Origin of the sequence: Ralstonia flaminis (genome assembly GCF_958415495.1) — a bacterium.
GTDB classification, from domain to species: domain Bacteria; phylum Pseudomonadota; class Gammaproteobacteria; order Burkholderiales; family Burkholderiaceae; genus Ralstonia; species Ralstonia flaminis.
Genome location: NZ_CATZLL010000002.1, coordinates 432,749 through 449,600, shown reverse-complemented (window position 1 = coordinate 449,600; position 16,852 = coordinate 432,749). Strand labels below are relative to the sequence as shown.

General features: G+C 63.9%; 15 protein-coding genes. 2 read left to right on the top strand and 13 right to left on the bottom strand.

From position 1 onward, the window contains the following. Positions 1 to 10 precede the first annotated feature (10 nt). On the top strand, positions 11 to 547 hold the full coding sequence (locus R2N11_RS04680) for a chalcone isomerase family protein (protein ID WP_233176828.1): 537 nt from the start codon (positions 11 to 13) through the stop codon (positions 545 to 547). Between the two features lie 11 nt (positions 548 to 558). On the opposite strand, the gene R2N11_RS04675 is transcribed toward R2N11_RS04680, so the two are convergent. Continuing rightward, positions 559 to 1,191: a lipocalin family protein gene (locus R2N11_RS04675; protein WP_316680320.1), complete on the bottom strand. Its 633-nt coding sequence runs from the start codon at positions 1,189 to 1,191 to the stop codon at positions 559 to 561. Between R2N11_RS04675 and R2N11_RS04670 the strand changes: the two genes are divergently transcribed. After that, on the top strand, positions 1,168 to 1,710 hold the full coding sequence (locus R2N11_RS04670; protein WP_316680319.1) for a DUF2878 domain-containing protein: 543 nt from the start codon (positions 1,168 to 1,170) through the stop codon (positions 1,708 to 1,710). The two genes, R2N11_RS04675 and R2N11_RS04670, sit on opposite strands and share 24 nt — an antisense overlap. Positions 1,711 to 1,716: 6 nt before the next feature. Here R2N11_RS04670 and R2N11_RS04665 read toward each other — a convergent pair whose 3' ends face one another. From R2N11_RS04665 to R2N11_RS04610, 12 genes are all read right to left on the bottom strand, one after another. After that, positions 1,717 to 2,817 (bottom strand): SAM-dependent methyltransferase, encoded by a 1,101-nt coding sequence (locus R2N11_RS04665; RefSeq protein ID WP_199029371.1) that lies wholly within the window; start codon positions 2,815 to 2,817, stop codon positions 1,717 to 1,719. Positions 2,818 to 2,842: 25 nt separating this feature from the next. Further along, positions 2,843 to 3,619 (bottom strand): DUF1295 domain-containing protein, encoded by a 777-nt coding sequence (locus R2N11_RS04660; RefSeq protein WP_316680318.1) that lies wholly within the window; start codon positions 3,617 to 3,619, stop codon positions 2,843 to 2,845. A 2-nt stretch (positions 3,620 to 3,621) separates the two neighbouring features. Next, entirely contained in the window at positions 3,622 to 4,821 is a 1,200-nt protein-coding gene (locus R2N11_RS04655) for a cyclopropane-fatty-acyl-phospholipid synthase family protein (protein ID WP_316680317.1), read from the bottom strand. After that, positions 4,818 to 5,588 carry a DUF1365 domain-containing protein gene (locus R2N11_RS04650; protein WP_199029376.1) on the bottom strand — a complete coding sequence of 257 codons (771 nt, stop codon included), beginning with the start codon at positions 5,586 to 5,588 and terminating at the stop codon, positions 4,818 to 4,820. The genes R2N11_RS04655 and R2N11_RS04650 overlap by 4 nt, the downstream gene beginning before the upstream one ends. Further along, a complete protein-coding gene (locus tag R2N11_RS04645) occupies positions 5,585 to 6,880 on the bottom strand; it encodes an NAD(P)/FAD-dependent oxidoreductase (protein WP_316680316.1) in 1,296 nt (431 codons plus the stop codon). The genes R2N11_RS04650 and R2N11_RS04645 overlap by 4 nt, the downstream gene beginning before the upstream one ends. A gap of 28 nt (positions 6,881 to 6,908) precedes the next feature. Beyond that, positions 6,909 to 7,637, bottom strand: a complete 729-nt coding sequence (folE, locus tag R2N11_RS04640) for a GTP cyclohydrolase I (protein ID WP_199029380.1) — start codon at positions 7,635 to 7,637, stop codon at positions 6,909 to 6,911. Positions 7,638 to 7,713: 76 nt separating this feature from the next. Then, complete coding sequence (locus tag R2N11_RS04635) at positions 7,714 to 8,700, bottom strand: MerR family transcriptional regulator (protein WP_199029382.1); 987 nt, start codon at positions 8,698 to 8,700, stop codon at positions 7,714 to 7,716. Between the two features lie 583 nt (positions 8,701 to 9,283). Then, the gene (locus R2N11_RS04630; protein WP_430715412.1) at positions 9,284 to 10,762 is read right to left on the bottom strand and encodes an extracellular catalytic domain type 1 short-chain-length polyhydroxyalkanoate depolymerase; all 1,479 of its coding nucleotides are present in this window, start codon (positions 10,760 to 10,762) and stop codon (positions 9,284 to 9,286) included. A 265-nt stretch (positions 10,763 to 11,027) separates the two neighbouring features. Continuing rightward, positions 11,028 to 13,136, bottom strand: a complete 2,109-nt coding sequence (locus tag R2N11_RS04625; RefSeq protein WP_430715414.1) for a 3-hydroxybutyrate oligomer hydrolase family protein — start codon at positions 13,134 to 13,136, stop codon at positions 11,028 to 11,030. Positions 13,137 to 13,255: 119 nt separating this feature from the next. Next, positions 13,256 to 14,164, bottom strand: coding sequence for a MaoC/PaaZ C-terminal domain-containing protein (locus tag R2N11_RS04620; protein WP_316680315.1), 909 nt, complete (start codon positions 14,162 to 14,164; stop codon positions 13,256 to 13,258). Positions 14,165 to 14,199: 35 nt separating this feature from the next. Continuing rightward, the gene (locus tag R2N11_RS04615) at positions 14,200 to 15,744 is read right to left on the bottom strand and encodes an acyl-CoA synthetase (RefSeq protein WP_316680314.1); all 1,545 of its coding nucleotides are present in this window, start codon (positions 15,742 to 15,744) and stop codon (positions 14,200 to 14,202) included. Positions 15,745 to 15,757: 13 nt separating this feature from the next. After that, complete coding sequence (locus R2N11_RS04610) at positions 15,758 to 16,843, bottom strand: branched-chain amino acid ABC transporter permease (protein WP_316680313.1); 1,086 nt, start codon at positions 16,841 to 16,843, stop codon at positions 15,758 to 15,760. Between the last annotated feature and the right edge of the window lie 9 nt (positions 16,844 to 16,852).

The window sequence follows — 16,852 nt, the reverse complement described above, 5'->3', positions numbered from 1 at the left end:
ACCCGGCCATATGCCTGCCAAACGCCCTCACGCCGTACGAACCATCGTTTTCGTTGTGTGTTCCGCCCTGAGTTCTTGGACTTGGGCGGACTGCCGCGATACGCTGGCAGCGGCCCAGCTTTCAGGCAAGGGAGCGCTGTGCGTCCTCGGATTCTGTTTATACGATGCACAACTGTGGAGCGCCAAAGTCCCGGTCAGCTACGACGCGCCGTTTGCCCTGGAAGTCACGTATCGACGCGCCGTTGATCACAGCCGTCTCGTCCAGACTGCGATCGATGAGATCCGGCGGCTGCAGGCGCCCGCACTCTCCGACGAAACACTGGCGCAGTGGCAGCGGGCAATGGCACCTGCCTTTCCCGATGCCAAATCCGGCGACACGTTGTGCGGCGTCTATCTGCCCGAGCGCGGTGCGCGCTTCTACGCCAACGGGCAATTGACGACCGAGGTGAATGACCCTGCTTTCGCACGCGCCTTCTTCGACATATGGCTGGCGCCGGGCACCCGAGCGCCTTCGCTGCGGCGTCACCTCCTGGGCGAATCACGTTGATGCACGCACCGCTAGTCGGCATCTCCCGGCGACTGAAAGCCTGGTTGCCCGATCTGGCTGGGGAATTGCGGTACGCGCCGGAAACGCGAGGTGTCGTAACCCATGGCTTCGAAGCGGCCGAGTGCGGCGCGATAGTCGGCATCGCTCATATCGGGGTCGCGCGAGAACACCCAGCCGAGGCTTTTGTCCGGATAGCCCAACAGCGTCACGCGGTAATCCGGGTCGACATACAGCGTCAGCTGCGAGACGTAGATGGGCCAGAACAGGCGCACACGCCACTCGCCACCACCACTGCCCGCCACGACCGAATCCACAAACTGCATTCGCTTGAGCGGGGCATCGAAACGCTCTGGCCGGTAGACGTAGGCATCGTCGATACGGCCATCGGGCCGCAGCGACCATTCGGCGTAGCTGCCGACATTGCCGCGCTCACCAAAGTACGGAATGTTGGCAATGACATACCAGCGCCCCATGTAGCGCGGCAGATCCACGGGCACCGTCTGCAGCGGCACCGCGGCGCGGGGGTTGGGATTGGGCGGCGGCCCGGAGCACGCGGCACTGGCAGCGACCAGCGCAGCCACCACCAGGCAGCGCGCCCAACGTGACGGGGTGAGTGAACTGTGGCCCCTTCCATACGCTCTCATCGTACGCTCCTGTATGCAGTGGCCGGGCAAGCCGGCTGGTTTGTATGCGTGCTGAGCGCCGCGCGCGATGTTGCCTGGATGGGCATAGCCTTCGTCGCGATGCTGCTGGTCTTTCATCTGTGGCAAGCCCGCCGACCCTCTCAGGAGTTGCGGCTGGTGCTGGGTGTCGTCATGGGTGCGGCGCTGTGGGAGACCGGCCTGATCCGCACCGGGCTGATCGTCTATCCGCATGGCGCCCTGTGGCCTGGACTGGTGCCGCCGTGGCTGCTCGCGCTGTGGGTGTTGTTCGCGATCCAACTGAATGTCCTCTTCCGCTGGTTGCGCGGTCGGTGGTGGCTGGCGATGGCGCTGGGGGCGATGGCCGGCCCACTGTCGTTCCGAGCAGGCGCGGCGCTCGGCGCCGCCCATATTCCGGACCCGGCGATGACGATGGGCGTACTGGCCGTCGGTTGGGCGCTGTGGATGCCCACGCTGGTGTGGATGGGCGCGCGCCACGACGGCATCGACGCCCTGCCGTAACTGCCTCTAGCGCTTGACGAACCGGTAATGCGCCACGCCCCATTCGTTGCCATTGGCATAGCCAAACAACGTCGACACTGCCAGGTAGAACATGCGCCACCGCTGGAACCACACTGCCGCTTCGCTCGCGCCGTAGGTTTGGGCGAACACCGGCATCAACCGGCTGCGCGCGGCGTCAAGATTGGCCAGCCAATGGTCTGCCGTGCGTGCATAGTGCGTGCCGCTGACCCACCATTGCCTCGTCACACGCAGATCGTCCTGGAAATGCAACAACAGGGCCTCCGATGGCATGGTCCCGCCCGTGAAGAAGTACTTCGACATCCAGTCGGTCCCGTCCTGCACCTGAAAGTGATATGCCAGCGTGCGGTGCGCAAAGATGTGCACGAACAGCGCCGCATCCGGGCGCATCCACCGCGCAACCTTGGCGAGCAACAGGCCGTAGTTCTTCATGTGCTCGAACATCTCGATCGACACGACGCGGTCAAAGCGGCCGCCCGCGGGCATCTCGGCAAACTCGAAATCGACAATGTTGCCGGTGTGCACATTCAGGTTGGTCAGGCCGCGCTCGGCGGCGCGCGCCTCGATCCAGCGGCGCTGGCCCTGCGAGTTGGACAGCGCCACGATGCGCGCGTTGGGATAGCGCTTGGCCATCCATAGCGAGAGCGAACCCCAGCCGCATCCCAGGTCGAGAATGCACTGACCATCCGCCAGACCGGCCCGTTCGGCATAGCACTCGAACATTGCCTCTTCGGCCTGGGCGAGCGTTTCGGTTCCGGTCGGGTACAGCGCGCAGGAGTACTTCAATTGAGGCCCGAGATGGGCCTCAAAAAATGCGGGCGGCAACTCATAGTGCTGGGTATTCGCCGCGTCCGTCTCAATCGCAATGGGGCTGGCGCGCAGCTCGTCGAGCAACGCATTCAAGCGCCGCGAGCGCAGTTCACCGTTGCCAATGCCCTCGTCTTCCAGGCGCTGACGCATGAGGCTGCGCATCCCGCCACGGACAAGTCCATCAGGCAGCCAACCGCGCTCGCAGCATTGAATGAGCCAGCCGTCGCGCGGCTGCGCCACCTCCGGAGTGGGCATCGTGGGCGTGGATAGCACCGTCATGTCAGGTCTCCTCAAACGCTGCAAGTCAGTGGCGCGGTGGCCAGGGAATCAGGACGCTCGTCGTGCGAACGTATTCGGCATAGTCGTTGCGCGTGGCTTGCATATGGGCTTCCAGCATGGGAATACCGGAAACCTTCACGAGCAGCCAAGCCATCACGACCGGTGGAAGCAGCGTGAGCCACGCCCACGGCGCCCCAACCGCGAGCGGCACATAGGCCAGCCAGTGCACGCATTCGAAAAAGTAGTTGGGATGCCGCGAATAGCGCCACAGCCCAGTTCGACAGGTCTTGCCGTGGTTGGCCGGATCAGCGACAAACCTGCGCAGTTGCTGGTCTGACAGCGCCTCTCCGCCCACGGAGACCAGCCACAGCGCGACGGCCACCACCACGGCGATCGCGCTCGGTGTATCAGGCCGGTAGCTCGGCACCGCAAACGCAATCGACAGAAGCATCGACACCGCTGCCTGCAGCTGAAAGAAGCCAAACATGTTGCGCGATGCCGCCGCGCCCCACTCCTGGCGCAGTTTTCTGTACCGCGCATCTTCTGGTTTGCCGGCATTGCGGCGCCACAGATGCCAGCCGAGGCGGCACCCCCATACCGCACCGCCCACGCCGACCAGCACGCGCGCCTGCACCGAACCTGTGCCCAGCCACGCATAGATGAGTGCCACCAGGCCGAGCGAGAACGCCCACACCGGGTCGACCATGCCAGCATTCTCGTTGCTCAACTGCCACGCCCACACGGCACTGAACACTGCCACCAGAACCAACAGCGCGACGAGAGCGGCACTCCATACCGACATGGTCACCCCCGTTCCAGCAGGAACTGCGACACACCGATGCGCCCCTCGTCAAAGCCGGCTTCGCAATAGGCGAAGTACAGACGCCAGATGCGGATGAAGGACTCATCGAAGCCGAGCGCGCGCACTGCGTCCAGCTGCGCCTCGAAACGCTGACTCCAGCGGCGCAGCGTCTCTGCGTAATCGGGGCCGAAGTCCAGGCGATCCACCAGTTGCAGACCGTGTTGCTCGGCCAGGCGCACAAAGCGCTCCCGGCTGGGCAGCATGCCGCCGGGGAAGATGAACTGCTGGATGAAATCCGTGCCGGCGCGATAGCGCTCGAAGTGCGCCTCATCAATGGTGATGCTCTGAATAAGGGCCCGGCCTCCATGACGCAGACAGCGCACCAGCGTCTTGAAGTAGGTTGACCAGTAAGCCTCGCCCACCGCCTCAAACATCTCGACGGACGCGATGGCGTCGTACGCGGTCTTCAGGTCACGGTAGTCGCGCAGCTCGACTTGGGCGCGCGGCTCGCCCGCGAGGCGCTCGGCCGTGTAGCGACGCTGCTCTTCCGACAGCGTGATGCCGTGCACCCGGGCGCCGCGCGCACAGGCCATCTCCATCAGGCCGCCCCAGCCGCAGCCGATTTCAAGCACGTCCATGCCGGGCCCGAGTTTGAGCAGATCGCACACGCGCCGATACTTGGCAGCCTGCGCATCGGCCAGGCCATCCTGAAGACGGCCGTTGAACCACGCGGACGAATACGCCATGCCCTCGTCCAGCCAAAGCCGGTAGAAATCGTTGCCCAGGTCGTAGTGCAAATGGATGTTGCGCCGACTGCCTTTGCGGCTATTGGGACGCAGCAGATGGCGCAGGCGCAGGACAAAACGCGCCAGCGCATTCCCGAAAATTGCCTGTTCCAGTGTGGCTGCATTCCTGATGGCCAGGCGCAGCAAGTTGGACAGATGACTTGTCTCGACCCATCCATCGCGATATGCCTCGGCAAAGCCCACATCGCCACTGCGCAGGATGCGCGCGCAGGCACGCCAGTCGACGATGCGCAGATCCGCAGACAGCGGCGAGGCAGCGTCGCCGATCAGCACCTCCCCATCCGGCGTGATGAGGTGCAGCAGACCGTGACGCATGCGGGATGCCAGCGCCACGAACAGGCGGCCACCGGCGGGAACATGTGGCGGTACCCACGCCAAAGAATGTGCGGCAGTCATCGAGGGGGCTCCAGAGAGGAAGATGGGTTGCGCGGGTGGCTGCCCAGGAAGGGCACCCCCTTCATCCACAGGCGAAGCGCCTGCCAATGAATGCGGCCGATGACCTGCAACGCCAGCAACGGCTGCCGCAACAACGCGCGGCGCAGGTGGCTGGCATCGAAGGGCTGCAGGCGCCCGCCAATGGCGGTGTGCAGCAACAGGCCGTCGCAGTCGTGGTAGTCGATGCGCACCAGCGCCGTTGCAGGGGTCTCGGTAAAGCGGAACTGATAACCGCCCTCAACCGAGCAGAAGGGCGAGACATGGAGCTGCTTGCGGCACGTCAGCACGGTATCGGTGCCGATGGACCCACCGTCCTGAGCGCAGAGCAGGTAGCGATGGTGCTGCCCGAATGTGTTGTTGACCTCGGCCAGCACCGCGCGCAACGTGCCGGCCGCGTCGTGGCAATACCAGAACGAGACGGGGTTGAACATCCAGCCGGCAACGCGCGGGAAGGTCTGCAACCAGACCTCGCCGTCGGCAGGCAAGCCAGCCTCGCGCAGCACGCCACGTATCCAAACAAGCAGATCGGTGCCGTCACGCGGGCCGTAGTCACGTGTGCGCAGTGACAACGGCCGCAGGCAATCCACACCGAACCACGTGCCCGTCAGCCTGCCCAGCGCCGAGAGCTTCACGCGCACGGCAAATACCGGGTAGACAAAGCGATTGGCCACCGGCCGCAGGCGATGGTGCATGACTTGGCCGACGAGAAGTGCTGCGTCGCCGATCATGGCGTCACCTGTGCCCAGGCCGGTTCGCAGCCGAAGTCAGCCGCCACGCGCAGGGCCGACTTGAGCCCGTCTTCATGAAACCCGTAGCCCGTCCACGCGCCGGCAAACCAGGTGCCGCTGCGACCTTGGAGTGCTGGCAAGCGGGCCTGCGCGTCGATGGCCGGCTGATCAAACACCGGGTGCTCATAAGCGAAGCGCTGATACTCCAGCTCCGGCGCCGGCGGGGCTGGCGGATTCAGCGTCACAACCACGGGTGTTGCCACCGGCAACGGTTGGAGCTGGTTCAGCAGATAGCTGACGCACGGTGCGGCACCCGCTGCCCCCACTCGCGGCGCATCGAGATAGTTCCACGCCGACCACACACGGCGCCGACGCGGCAGCAGGCGGGTATCGCGGTGCAGGAACGCGGTGTTGGGCTGGTAGCGGAACGCACCCAGCACAGCACGCTCGTCGTCGGTTGCATGGTCGAGCAGGCGCAACGTCTGCGGTGCGTGCGTTGCGAGCACCACGGCGTCGTAGCGTTCGGTGCCGGAATCAGTCCGCACGTCGACATGGCCGAGGGCGCGGCGGATGCCGCGGACCGGCGTGGCGACGCGCACGTCCGCCAGCCGCTGGGCGATTGCCTGCACATAGCTGCGCGCACCGCCTCTGACGGTACGCCAGCGTGGCCGGTTGAAGATCTGCAACAAGCCATGATTGAGGCAAAACCGCAGGAACGTTTCTGCCGGAAATGAGAGGATGTCGCGGCTCGGCGTAGACCAGATTGCCGCTGCCATGGGCAACAGATAGTGGGCACAGAATGGTTCGCCATAGCGACCGGCAGCCAGCAGCGCGCCAAGGCTGTGGCGCTCGTTGCGCGCAACCGCCAGGTTGGCATGCGCCTGCCGATTGAAACGCAGAATGTCGCCCAACATCGACAGGAACCGCGCCGACACCAGGTTGCGTGGTTGCGCAAACACCGTGCCCAGGCTGGTACCGGCCCACTCCAGCGCGCCGCCGTCCACCGACACGCTGAACGACATGTCGCTTTCGCAATGCGCCACGCCCAGCTCGTCAAACAGGGCAATCAGGTTGGGGTACGTGCGCGCGTTGAACACAAGGAAGCCCGTGTCGACACCGAATACCTGTCCGCTTTCCTCAATATCAACGGTGTTGGTATGGCCGCCCAGCCGGGGAGCTGCCTCAAACAGCGTCACGGCGTGGTGCTTGGCGAGAAAATGCGCCGCTGCCAGCCCGGAAATGCCCGAGCCGACCACCGCGATGCGTTTTGCAGGAAGCTGGAGAATCTTCAAGGCAAGGCCTCTTCAGGTCGTTGGATGCTCATCCGCCATTGCGGCCGGGCAGCAGCGCGAGAAATTCGCGCCGCAGGCTCGGATCTGTCAGGAACACCCCGCGCATCACGCTGCTCACCATGCGCGACTCGTCGTCCTGCGTGCCGCGCCAGTGCATGCAGTAGTGCTCCGCCTCCAGCACGACCGCCAGACCGTCGGGCGCCATCCGGTCTTCCAGCAAGTCAGCAATCTGTTTGATGGCTTCTTCCTGGATCTGCGGGCGGCGCATGACCCAGTCGATCAGCCGGGCGTACTTGGACAGCCCGATCAACTGGGAATCCTGACTGGGCATGACGCCAACCCACGCGCGCCCCATGACCGGACACAGGTGGTGCGAGCACGCGCTGCGCACCCGCAGCGGCCCGACCACCATCAGTTCGTTGAGCCGCTCCACATTCGGAAACGCCGTCACCTCAGGTGCCGCAACATAGCGCCCCGCAAACACCTCCCGCACGAACATCTTGGCCACGCGGCGGGCGGTTTCGCGGCTGTTGTGGTCTTGTTCCACGTCGATGACCAGCGCGCGCAGCACGGCCTGCAGGCGCTCTTCCACTTCGACCTGAAGAAGGTCGAGTTCGCCATCGCGCAGGTGGGCGGCGATGTTGTCATTGGCGTGAAAGCGGTGCCCAGCGCTCATCAACCGTTCCCGAATGCGAACAGAAAGCGGCACGCTGCCAACCGCCCCGGAAAACCCGGGCGGATCCAAAGTTAGCTTCATTGCAGTTACCTCCGAAAGCGGCGGTGCACTCACCACCCATGCCGGCTCAGGAGTGTTCCTGAGCACATATACGCAACTAACTCGCGGGTGGATGCAGCGTCTCGGCGCGGATGGCAAATTCCATTGCGTCTTCGAGCATCAAGCGGGCACGGTTAGCGACGTCACCAAGATGCCGGTGAAGTTGCTCGTCCAACGTGGAGCGCACGGCACAGCCGTCGCTGAATCGCTCAAACGCATCCAGTTGCCGGATGAGGTCAACGAGATGGCGCGGACACTCGCAGGCAATCGTCTGCGATGCGTTGGCAAAGATTTCCAACTGGCGATCGGTAAACCGACGCGCACTGCGCCGCAGGGGTTCGAGCTTTCCGTAGACCGCATCGACACGCACGAGCTGCGTCAACTCATGCAGGACTTGGTCAAGCTCGCTGTGCGCGTTCGGCTCCCGATACAGCCGCACACCAGCCGCCCGCAGCATGTCTGTGGCGCGAACCGTGCCAAAACTGTAGATCACCCCAACCGCGCTGGTCCCGGCGCCGCGCGCCGCCGCCAGAATGGCTTGCGCTGTCTCGGGTTGCAGAGAGGCGGCTTCGACAATCAGGGCGTCGGTGTCCGGTGGCAAATCCAGTCGCCCTTGCCCATCCACTGCAGGCAGTTCGGTGACCGGCTCAATGCCAAGCGACGCAAGCGTGCTCCTCCTGCGCCGCACGCGCTCTGCCAGCAACGGGCCGCAGACGGCGAGCGAGATCGCCGCGTGGGCTGCAAGCGGCCCCGCCTCCTCGGCCGCCCGTGACGTTTCGAGCAGTTGCTCAAGCTCGGCGCTGTCGGCGTGGGCGATCGCGCCGATGGCGTGCCCCTGACTCACCAGCGACCGCAAAAGCGTCAGCCGCCTGACGTCTTCACCGGAATACAGGCGCTGGCCCGACTCCGACTTGGCCGGCGAAATCACGCCATAGCGCTGTTCCCACACCCGCAGCGTGGAGACGGGCATCCTAGCCATGCGAGCGGCCGCGCCACTTCTGTACCGGGGGGCTGTATTGTCTTCGTGTTGCACATGCGTCTCCATGCAAGCGCTGGTTGACTTACATGAAACGCTTCACGTGAAGCAACGTCAATGAAATGCAGCGGTTTTGACCGCTTTCCGTGTCTTTTGAATCGGAATTGAGTCGCTTATTCGGCAGCAAAACCCGGCGCATGTTGATGCAGACCGGCAAGCACCCTGACATCTTGCAAAGTGCACCTTCGCGCATAGCGGCTTGGGTCAGGCGCCTCACGCTCAGCACTGCCCCTTGACCCCGGTGCCCGAAGACGCACCTCGACACGTCAAGGCCAGCCCGGCAAGGGCGAGTCCACTCCGCCACTAAGGCTCCCCGGCCGGCTCCGGGGTAGAAACCGGCTCGGCGAATAGCGCGTCAACGCATACTCGCAAGCGTTCTAGCCCCCTCCCTTTTGGCCGAGTTAAATCGTTGCCATTGCGTCCGCAACCCGAAATTGCGGACGCAACGGCAACCACGGAACATGAACTGACGTCGCTGCACCTGGCGTATCCAGACCGTACTGCGTGGAACCGGCCCCAACTCCGTTCAGCCGCTGCTGAGCACACTTGGGACCGATACGTTTGGCAATCGCTAGGCCGCGTCGGCGCTGCCTTACGGGCAGTTTCCGATGACGTAGTAGCCGGCTGCCGTCTGCGCAAGCGTGGTCGTGTAGAACACGTTGTCCAGGCCCATGCTTTGGTTGGAGCCGTTGGCGTAGGCGATGCCACCGCTGTCGTGCGCTCGCCCAGCCTGCACGTGAGCGTAGTTGCTGGCCGTGGTGGCCGTGCAGGCAAAGCTTGATTGCGTCTTGGCCGACACGGCGGACGACTGTGCGCTTTCACCCGCCGTCGGGTCGATCTCGGTCACGGTGTAGCTGTAGGAGGTGCCCGCAATCAAGCCCGAGTCGGTATACGTCGTTGAGGTGGATGAACCGACCTTGCTGCCGTTGCGGTAGACGTTGTAACTGGTCGCGTTGGTTACCGCATTCCACGACAGCGAAACGCTCGTGGTGGTCGTGCCCGTCACCGTCAGGCCCGTGGGCGTGCTGCCCGACTGCACCGGCCCGCTGCCTGCGCGCAGGTTGTTCTTCACCCAGTAGTCCATGACAAAGGCCGGGTAGTTGATGTGCGTGGCATCAACGTAGTTGGTGTTGTCGCCACCAGTACCGGCCGGCCATGCGTGCGCCATGCCCGAGACCGAGATCTCATGCGTGCGAAGCTTGCCGTTGCTATCGGTATAGGGCGTATTGGTGCCGCCACCCGAAATCGAGACCGTCGCCCCCTTCGTAAAGGTGCCACCGTAAATCAGGCGGAAAGCTGCGGTGTCCATCGGGCCATACGCCTGCGCCACGGTGTAGTCCGACGTCCCCCACACGGCGCCGGCAATCTGCGTATTGAAGCTGCTCGCGTTTGAGCCCGCCCATGCCTTGCAGTTGTTGGCCGCCGTTGTGGCGGTGTAGCCGGAAGGCACATAGCCGATCTGCGAGGTGGTGGTTCCGGGCGGCGGGCCAGCGTTGATGCCGATGCCCGCAAAAATGTCCGGCGCGATACAGCCCAACACCATCGTCATGCCGCCGCCGGAAGACAGGCCGGCTACATACACCTGGTTCGGGTCGATCGCGTATTGCGAGTTGGTGACAAAGCGATTGACCAGATCCAGCAGCACACCCACGTGCCCGCTCGTGCGGCTGGGCGACGTGTTGGCGTAGTCCCAGCAGTGGTTACTGTAGACGTTGCCAGTGGCATTGGGTGCCAGGATGACAGCGCCATATTGCTCGGCAATGGTCTTCCAGTTGAAGCCGGCACCATTGGCGTTATCGATCACGTCGCCGGACGCCGTTTGCAGGCAACCATGCAACACCAGCACCAAGGCGCGCTTGCCGTTGGGTGTGGTTGGCTGACTGGCCGGCCAATAGAAGTAGCCCGTCAGGTTGCCGCCGTTGACCGTGTCCGCAGCCCAGGTTTGTTGGCTGCTCCAGGCTCCCGGGCCGGCGGTGACCGCCGCGTGCGCTGAGAACGTTGCCAGCGCGGTCATCAGCGTGACGACCAGCGCGTAAAGCCAATGCCATCGATACCCGTATGGATGTTTCATGGTGTCTCTCTCCTGTTGAGGTGGTCTTGCTTTGCTGCCTTCACTGCAACGACAACTAACGCGCGGTGAGGGCCCCCTCACCACGTCGCTGTGGCGCTCTTTTTATATGACACATGATTCATGTTTCATCGAATGAACGCGTGGGATACGGCATGGATCAGCGCTGGAAAAATCGGTGAAGAAGCGCCCTGAGCGCGGGTGTATCAAGCGCTCAGGGCAGCATCAGGGCGGCCTCCGTGATGGAACGCCCTGTGTCGGATCAGAATCAGTTGGGTACAGACACGGTTGCCACCCCACCCGAGACGCTGACCGAGATGCGGTCGGCAGCTGCCGGCGTATTCGTGAAGTTCGGCACATTGCTGGCGGCAATGGCCGGAGCCGAGCCCGCCGTACCGCCACGCGGCGTCGTACGCACCACCTGCGAGGGCGGCAGCGGTGTGCCGTTCTTCAGGTTGGCGTATACCGCATCCAGCGCGCGTTGTTCATACAGCACCAGCGGCACGAACAGGGTGTCGTACCCGGGCACGAGGTCGATAAAGCCATCAAAGTGCTGCGCGTTGGTCACTTCGATGTACGACAGCTTGCTGCCCGTGTCGACCTGCGCGTTGAGCCCCAGATACGGCCGCGCACCATGATTGACCGGCAGCAGCGCATCATTGCGACCCTGCACGATCAGGGCTGGCCGACCACCCAGGTTGCCGGTGCGCAATGTCTGCGAAATACCCAACTGCAGCGCCTGCGAAGCAGCATCTGCGCCGGTCAACAGATTGCGCAGGCACAGCGCACCGTCCAGGTTGGCCGCCTGCGTGCCGGAGGAGTCGACCGATTGCTTGCTTTGCGTGGCACCGCCCTGCGCAAGGTTGTTGATCAACTGAACGCCGGTGGTGGGCGGAACGCCGTTGCCGGTGGCGGCGAGTTGCGCGAGCACCGTGGCGTTGACCGCAGTCGGGTGAAACGTGGCATCAACCGCGGCAAAACTGAAGTTGCACAGGTTGTCGAACACGCTGGCGCGGGCCAGCGCGTTGCCGAACGTGGTGGCAACCGACGGATCGATTTCAAAATACGCCATCGAGGCGTGCACGAGATCGGACTCAGGCTCCCAGCCGTAGGCACGCATCTTCTGCAGCGCTTCGTCTGCTTGCGCGGCTGTGGTGGTGGCCGACAGCAAGCCATTGGCGTGCAGCGCCGCACAGCGGTTGGCTTGCACGCTGGCCGGCCAGCCTACATTGCCGGCGAAGAACGACTGCGTAGGCGCGCTCGACACGCTGGTCGACAACGCCGCGCACAGCCGGAATTCGTTGGCATAGCTCACGTAGTCGAACAGCGGCTTGCCGGTTACTGGCAGCGTCACGCCGCCGCGTTGCACCTGCACATTGGCCGATGCCGGCAGGTTCAGCCCGGGCTCGCCCACGGCCACGCCGTCGATCAGGTTCGTGGTGTCCTGTTCCGCTGCAGCAATGGCCGCGCCGCCGCCATTGGACACACTGGAGGCGATGACGATGGTGTTGTCGGGGCGCACTGGCAGCGCGCTGCCGGTGAGCGCAGTGGAGCCGCCGAGCTTGTCATTGATGGCCCAGAACGCAAACTGCACGGCTTGCAGCGTGAAGCGGCCCCAATCCTTCTCGGGGTTGCGCTGTGAATGTGCGTGCTTGAATGCCAGCCGGTTTGGCGTCGCGAGGTTGAACGCGGCCAGCCGGGTATCGGCGAGCGGCGCGGCAAACTGCGCCTTGCTGCCGGCGGCCGCGCGCGAGGTGCGCGTGCCATCCTGTAGCGGCACGGTATCGGTAGCCAGGTCATGCGGGCCGGCACCGGTACCCTTATCCGTATAGGCGACGGCGCATTTGCGCTTAAGCCCCCATTCACCCGTCGAGATCGCGCCGTAGATGCCACGCGATCCTGACGACGTGGCCGTGATGATGCACGGGTTGGCCGCATCGAAGGCGTCAGGAATCTGCACCAGCAGCACCACGTTCTGCTGGCCGGAGCCATCGTCGGAATAGGCAACGTATTCCACGCCCGCCACCATGCCGCTGCCCGACGTGACGTTGCCGCTGGCATCGACATTCGGGCCGTAGAGCGTGCCATAGCCGCCCTTGGCATTGGTATCGACCAGCGCACGATAGTTGTTGTAGATGGCCAGGCGCCGCAACTCGGTTGCTGTCGGGGCGGTGGCGTTGGCCACGGTGGGTGCCGTGGCCGATGCCAGCCCCGATGCGCCCAGCCCGGCCGTCAACAGATCGTTACTCACACCGTCGAAATGCGTGACCGTTACGGTGCCGACAAACGACGGTTTGACGTTGCTCGGTGTGGGGTTGTTGTCATTGCTCCCGCCGCAGCTTGCCAGGCCTATCGCGCCGGACGCGGCCATCGCCATCAGCAGTGGGCCGCGCAATCGGCGGCCTCTTTCCTTGCTCTGCATCGTTTTCATCGTGCCTCCCTGTTATTGATGTTTTGTTCAAAGCATCCTTCTGCAACGAGACAGCTCACGTCGAGCTACGCGGCAATTTCAGTAGGTTTGTCTTCAAGATTGCGCACCAGCACCAGCGCCTCGCCTTGCACCACGATTCGGCCATCGGCGCCATGCACGTCAGCCGCTAGATTGACCAGCTCTTTGTCGGCACGTAGCCGTACGATGCGTACTGACGCGGTAAGCGGTTCGCCAACACGCGCGGCCGAACACAGGCGCAGCACCTGCTTCATCCAGCCGGTCCCGCGCCCAGGCAAGCGCGTGCCGAGCAAATCGGAAAACATGCCCCCCAGCAACGGCAGCGGCACCAGCGCGCCGTCGAAGCCGCGCGCGCGTGCAAACGCGGTATCGGTATAGAACGGATTGCCGTCACCAGACAGCGCGGCGTATTCGGCTATGTCCGCCGTCGTGAAGGCCCGGGTTGTCTGAGCCGACTGCCCAACGCGCAAGCGGTATAACGCGGCATCGCCCGGGGGCTGCACGGCAGCATTGGCAAATATGAAAGCGCCCTGATCCGTCAGCTCACCAGCGTTTGCATCGAACAGCACGTGTGCCTGGCCGCTTGCGGTCACCTGTGCGGCAGGGTCGCTGGGCACATCACCGGTACGCTCCAGGCAATGGATCTCAGTACCGAGTGCAACTGCACCGGGCCCCGGCGATGGCTGCGGCGTCAGGGCCGCCACCACACCATCGGCCACGAAGGTGGGGCGCGGAAACATCAACGTCTGTGTGATAGGCAGCACGGGCTGCGCAAAGCTACGCGTCATCTGCGCGCTCATCAGCGAGAACAGGAACATGCCGTGCGCAACGGTCGCACCAAAGTGCGTGGTTCTGGCAAACGCGGGGTCGCAATGGATCGGGTTGTCGTCGTGCGAGAGCGCGGCAAAGCGATTGAAGTCCAACTGCGTGAGCACGCGCACACTGGATTGCAGCATGGATGACACTCCGAATTCGTTGAAGGCTCGCAGCCTCAGTGCGCCGCGAATTGCGCACGCAGCTTGTGCTTCTCCACCTTGCCGGAAGGCGTGCGCGGCAGTGCGTCGATAAAGCGCACATGGTGCGGGACCTTGTAGCCTGCCAGTTGCGCCTTGCAATGGGTGATGACGCTGTCTGCATCGAGCGCGGCACCAGCGCGTACCACCACCATCGCCACCCCGACTTCGCCCCAACGCGTGTCCGGCGCGCCAATGACCGCGGCCTCGGCTATCGCAGGAAGCTGGAACAGAACGTTCTCGACTTCGGCGGGGTAGACGTTCTCGCCGCCGGAAATGAACATGTCTTTTGCGCGGTCGACGATGTAGTAGTCGCCGTCGCTATCGATGTAGGCAATGTCGCCGGAGTGCAGCCAGCCATCGCGGATGGTTGCAGCTGTGGCCTCCGGCATGTTCCAGTAGCCGGGGGTGATGCCCGGGCCCTTGATCAGCAACTCGCCACGCTCGCCTGGGGCAACATCCTTGCCCAATGGGTCGACCACGCGCGTGAGCATCGAGCCGACAGGCTTGCCAATGGTGCCGATCTTGCGGCGCGCCGTGGCTTCATCGCAGACAAACACGGTGGGGCCGGTTTCTGTCATGCCAAAGCCGAAGCAGATGGTCACCCCCTTATCCAGGTATGCCTGCAACAGCGGTTGCGGCACCGGCGAGCCACCCGCGGCCATGCTGCGGACGGTTGAAAAATCCGCCCTCGCAAAACCAGGGTGCTGGCTCAGGAACAGGTACACAGAGGGCACCGCGAAGAACATCGTGATGCCTTCGCCCGAGCGACGATCAAGCTTGTCGAGCGTCACCTGTGCATCGAACTGCCGCAGGATGTGGACCGTGCCACCAGCGTGCAACACCGGATTGGCGTACAGGTTCAGCCCGCCCGTATGGAAGAACGGCAGCACGTTGAGGAACACGTCGTCACGCGTGATCTTGTTGGCGAGCATGGCATTGACGGCGTTGAAGAACACCATGCCATAGGTCTGGATCACGCCTTTGGGGCGGCCGGTCGTGCCGGAGGTGTAGAGCAGGTGCCAGACGTCGTGCTCGTCGCGACATGGCATGTCGATGACGTTGCCAGATGCGCGGGCCAGCGCAGTCTCGAATTCGATCCAACCCCTCGGGACGTCGATGGGCTGCCCACCTGTGAGATACAGCACACGCACAGGCAGCGCGCGCTGCAAGTCTGCGGCCACATCGACGAAACCGTCGCCTGCGACAAGCACGTCCGGCGTGCAGTCCTGCAGGATCGGCAGCAGCTCCGGCACCGGCAGGCGCCAGTTCAGGCACACCATCACCATGCCGGCTTTCGCACAGCCGTACAGCATCTCGAAATACGCGGCGCTGTTGTGTGCCAGCACGGCCACCCGCGCACCGGGCGCCAGCTTCAGCTGTTGTATCAGCACTTCGGCAAACCGGCTCGCCCGTTCGTCGAACTGTCGATAGGTCACGCGGCGGCCGGCGTCGACGTCCACCAACGCCACCTTGTCGGGCGTGTGCTGGGCGTTCTTGTGCAGCCAATCGACGACGATCATATCGGGGGCTCCGTTATGACGCGATCTCGTGTGTGTCGTGGCTGCTCGAGTGACCACGCAGCCGCCCCACCACGCCCTGCGGAAAGTAGTACACGCTCAGGATGAACAGCAGGCCGAGCCATAGCAGCCAGCGATCCGGATGCAGCAGGTTCGAGAGCAGCGGCACGGCCGCGGTCGCATCGCTGGCGAGCTTCATCACATCCTGCAGATACGTCTGCGCAAGCAGGAATAGCGTCGTGCCGATGATGGCGCCGTACAGCGTACCCATCCCACCGATCACCACGATCAGCAGGATGTCGACCATGATCTCGAACGACAACGACGTATCCGGCCCGTTGTAGCGCAGCCAGAGCGCCATCAGCACGCCAGCCAGCGCCGCAAACACGGCGGAGAGCACAGTCGACACGGTGCGATAGACCACGGTGCGATAGCCGATGGCCTCGGCGCGGAAGTCGTTCTCACGAATGGCCTGCAGTACGCGTCCGAACGGCGAGTTCACCAATCGAAGCAGCATCAGGAACAATACCGCCGCGCATACCAGCACGAAGTAGTACGACAGCAGCTTGCCGTTGAGCGGCACGCCAAACCATTCTGTGTCGCCCAACGAGAAGCCCGGTGTGAACACGTCGGGCACCTTGAATGTCAGGCCGTCCTCACCGCCCGTCCAGTCGGAGAGTTGCGAGACCAGCGTCGCAAACGCCGTGGCCACCGCCAGCGTGATCATGGCAAAGAAGATTGCCCGCACTCGCAGCGAAAACAGCCCGATTACAAAAGCCAGCACCGCCGACACCACCACCGCCCCCAGCGCGCCCACCGCCAGCGCACCCCATCCCGGCGCCATGTTGGACATGGCAATCGCCACACCGTAGCCGCCGATGCCGAAGAACATCGTGTGTGCGAACGAGACCACACCGGTATAGCCGAGCAGCAAATCGTAGCTCGCAACCAGCACGACAAAAATGCAGATCTTGGCCGCCATATTGAGCGCGCGCGCGCCAGGAAACACGAACGGTGCGCACAGCAGCGCCAGCAAGATGATGGCCAGCAACACGGTCAGCACGCGGCTGCGGGGCAGATCACCAGAAAGCATTCGGATCATGATGCCGCC

Coding starts and splice junctions, on each gene's coding strand:
- R2N11_RS04665 (WP_199029371.1), bottom strand. CDS start 2,817: ATGACGGTGCTATCCACGCCCACGATGCCCACTCCGGAGGTGGCGCAG.
- R2N11_RS04630 (WP_430715412.1), bottom strand. CDS start 10,762: ATGAAACATCCATACGGGTATCGATGGCATTGGCTTTACGCGCTGGTC.
- R2N11_RS04675 (WP_316680320.1), bottom strand. CDS start 1,191: ATGAGAGCGTATGGAAGGGGCCACAGTTCACTCACCCCGTCACGTTGG.
- R2N11_RS04650 (WP_199029376.1), bottom strand. CDS start 5,588: ATGATCGGCGACGCAGCACTTCTCGTCGGCCAAGTCATGCACCATCGC.
- R2N11_RS04680 (WP_233176828.1), top strand. CDS start 11: ATGCCTGCCAAACGCCCTCACGCCGTACGAACCATCGTTTTCGTTGTG.
- R2N11_RS04620 (WP_316680315.1), bottom strand. CDS start 14,164: ATGCTGCAATCCAGTGTGCGCGTGCTCACGCAGTTGGACTTCAATCGC.
- folE (WP_199029380.1), bottom strand. CDS start 7,637: ATGAAGCTAACTTTGGATCCGCCCGGGTTTTCCGGGGCGGTTGGCAGC.
- R2N11_RS04610 (WP_316680313.1), bottom strand. CDS start 16,843: ATGATCCGAATGCTTTCTGGTGATCTGCCCCGCAGCCGCGTGCTGACC.
- R2N11_RS04615 (WP_316680314.1), bottom strand. CDS start 15,744: ATGATCGTCGTCGATTGGCTGCACAAGAACGCCCAGCACACGCCCGAC.
- R2N11_RS04625 (WP_430715414.1), bottom strand. CDS start 13,136: ATGGCGATGGCCGCGTCCGGCGCGATAGGCCTGGCAAGCTGCGGCGGG.
- R2N11_RS04655 (WP_316680317.1), bottom strand. CDS start 4,821: ATGACTGCCGCACATTCTTTGGCGTGGGTACCGCCACATGTTCCCGCC.
- R2N11_RS04635 (WP_199029382.1), bottom strand. CDS start 8,700: ATGGAGACGCATGTGCAACACGAAGACAATACAGCCCCCCGGTACAGA.
- R2N11_RS04660 (WP_316680318.1), bottom strand. CDS start 3,619: ATGTCGGTATGGAGTGCCGCTCTCGTCGCGCTGTTGGTTCTGGTGGCA.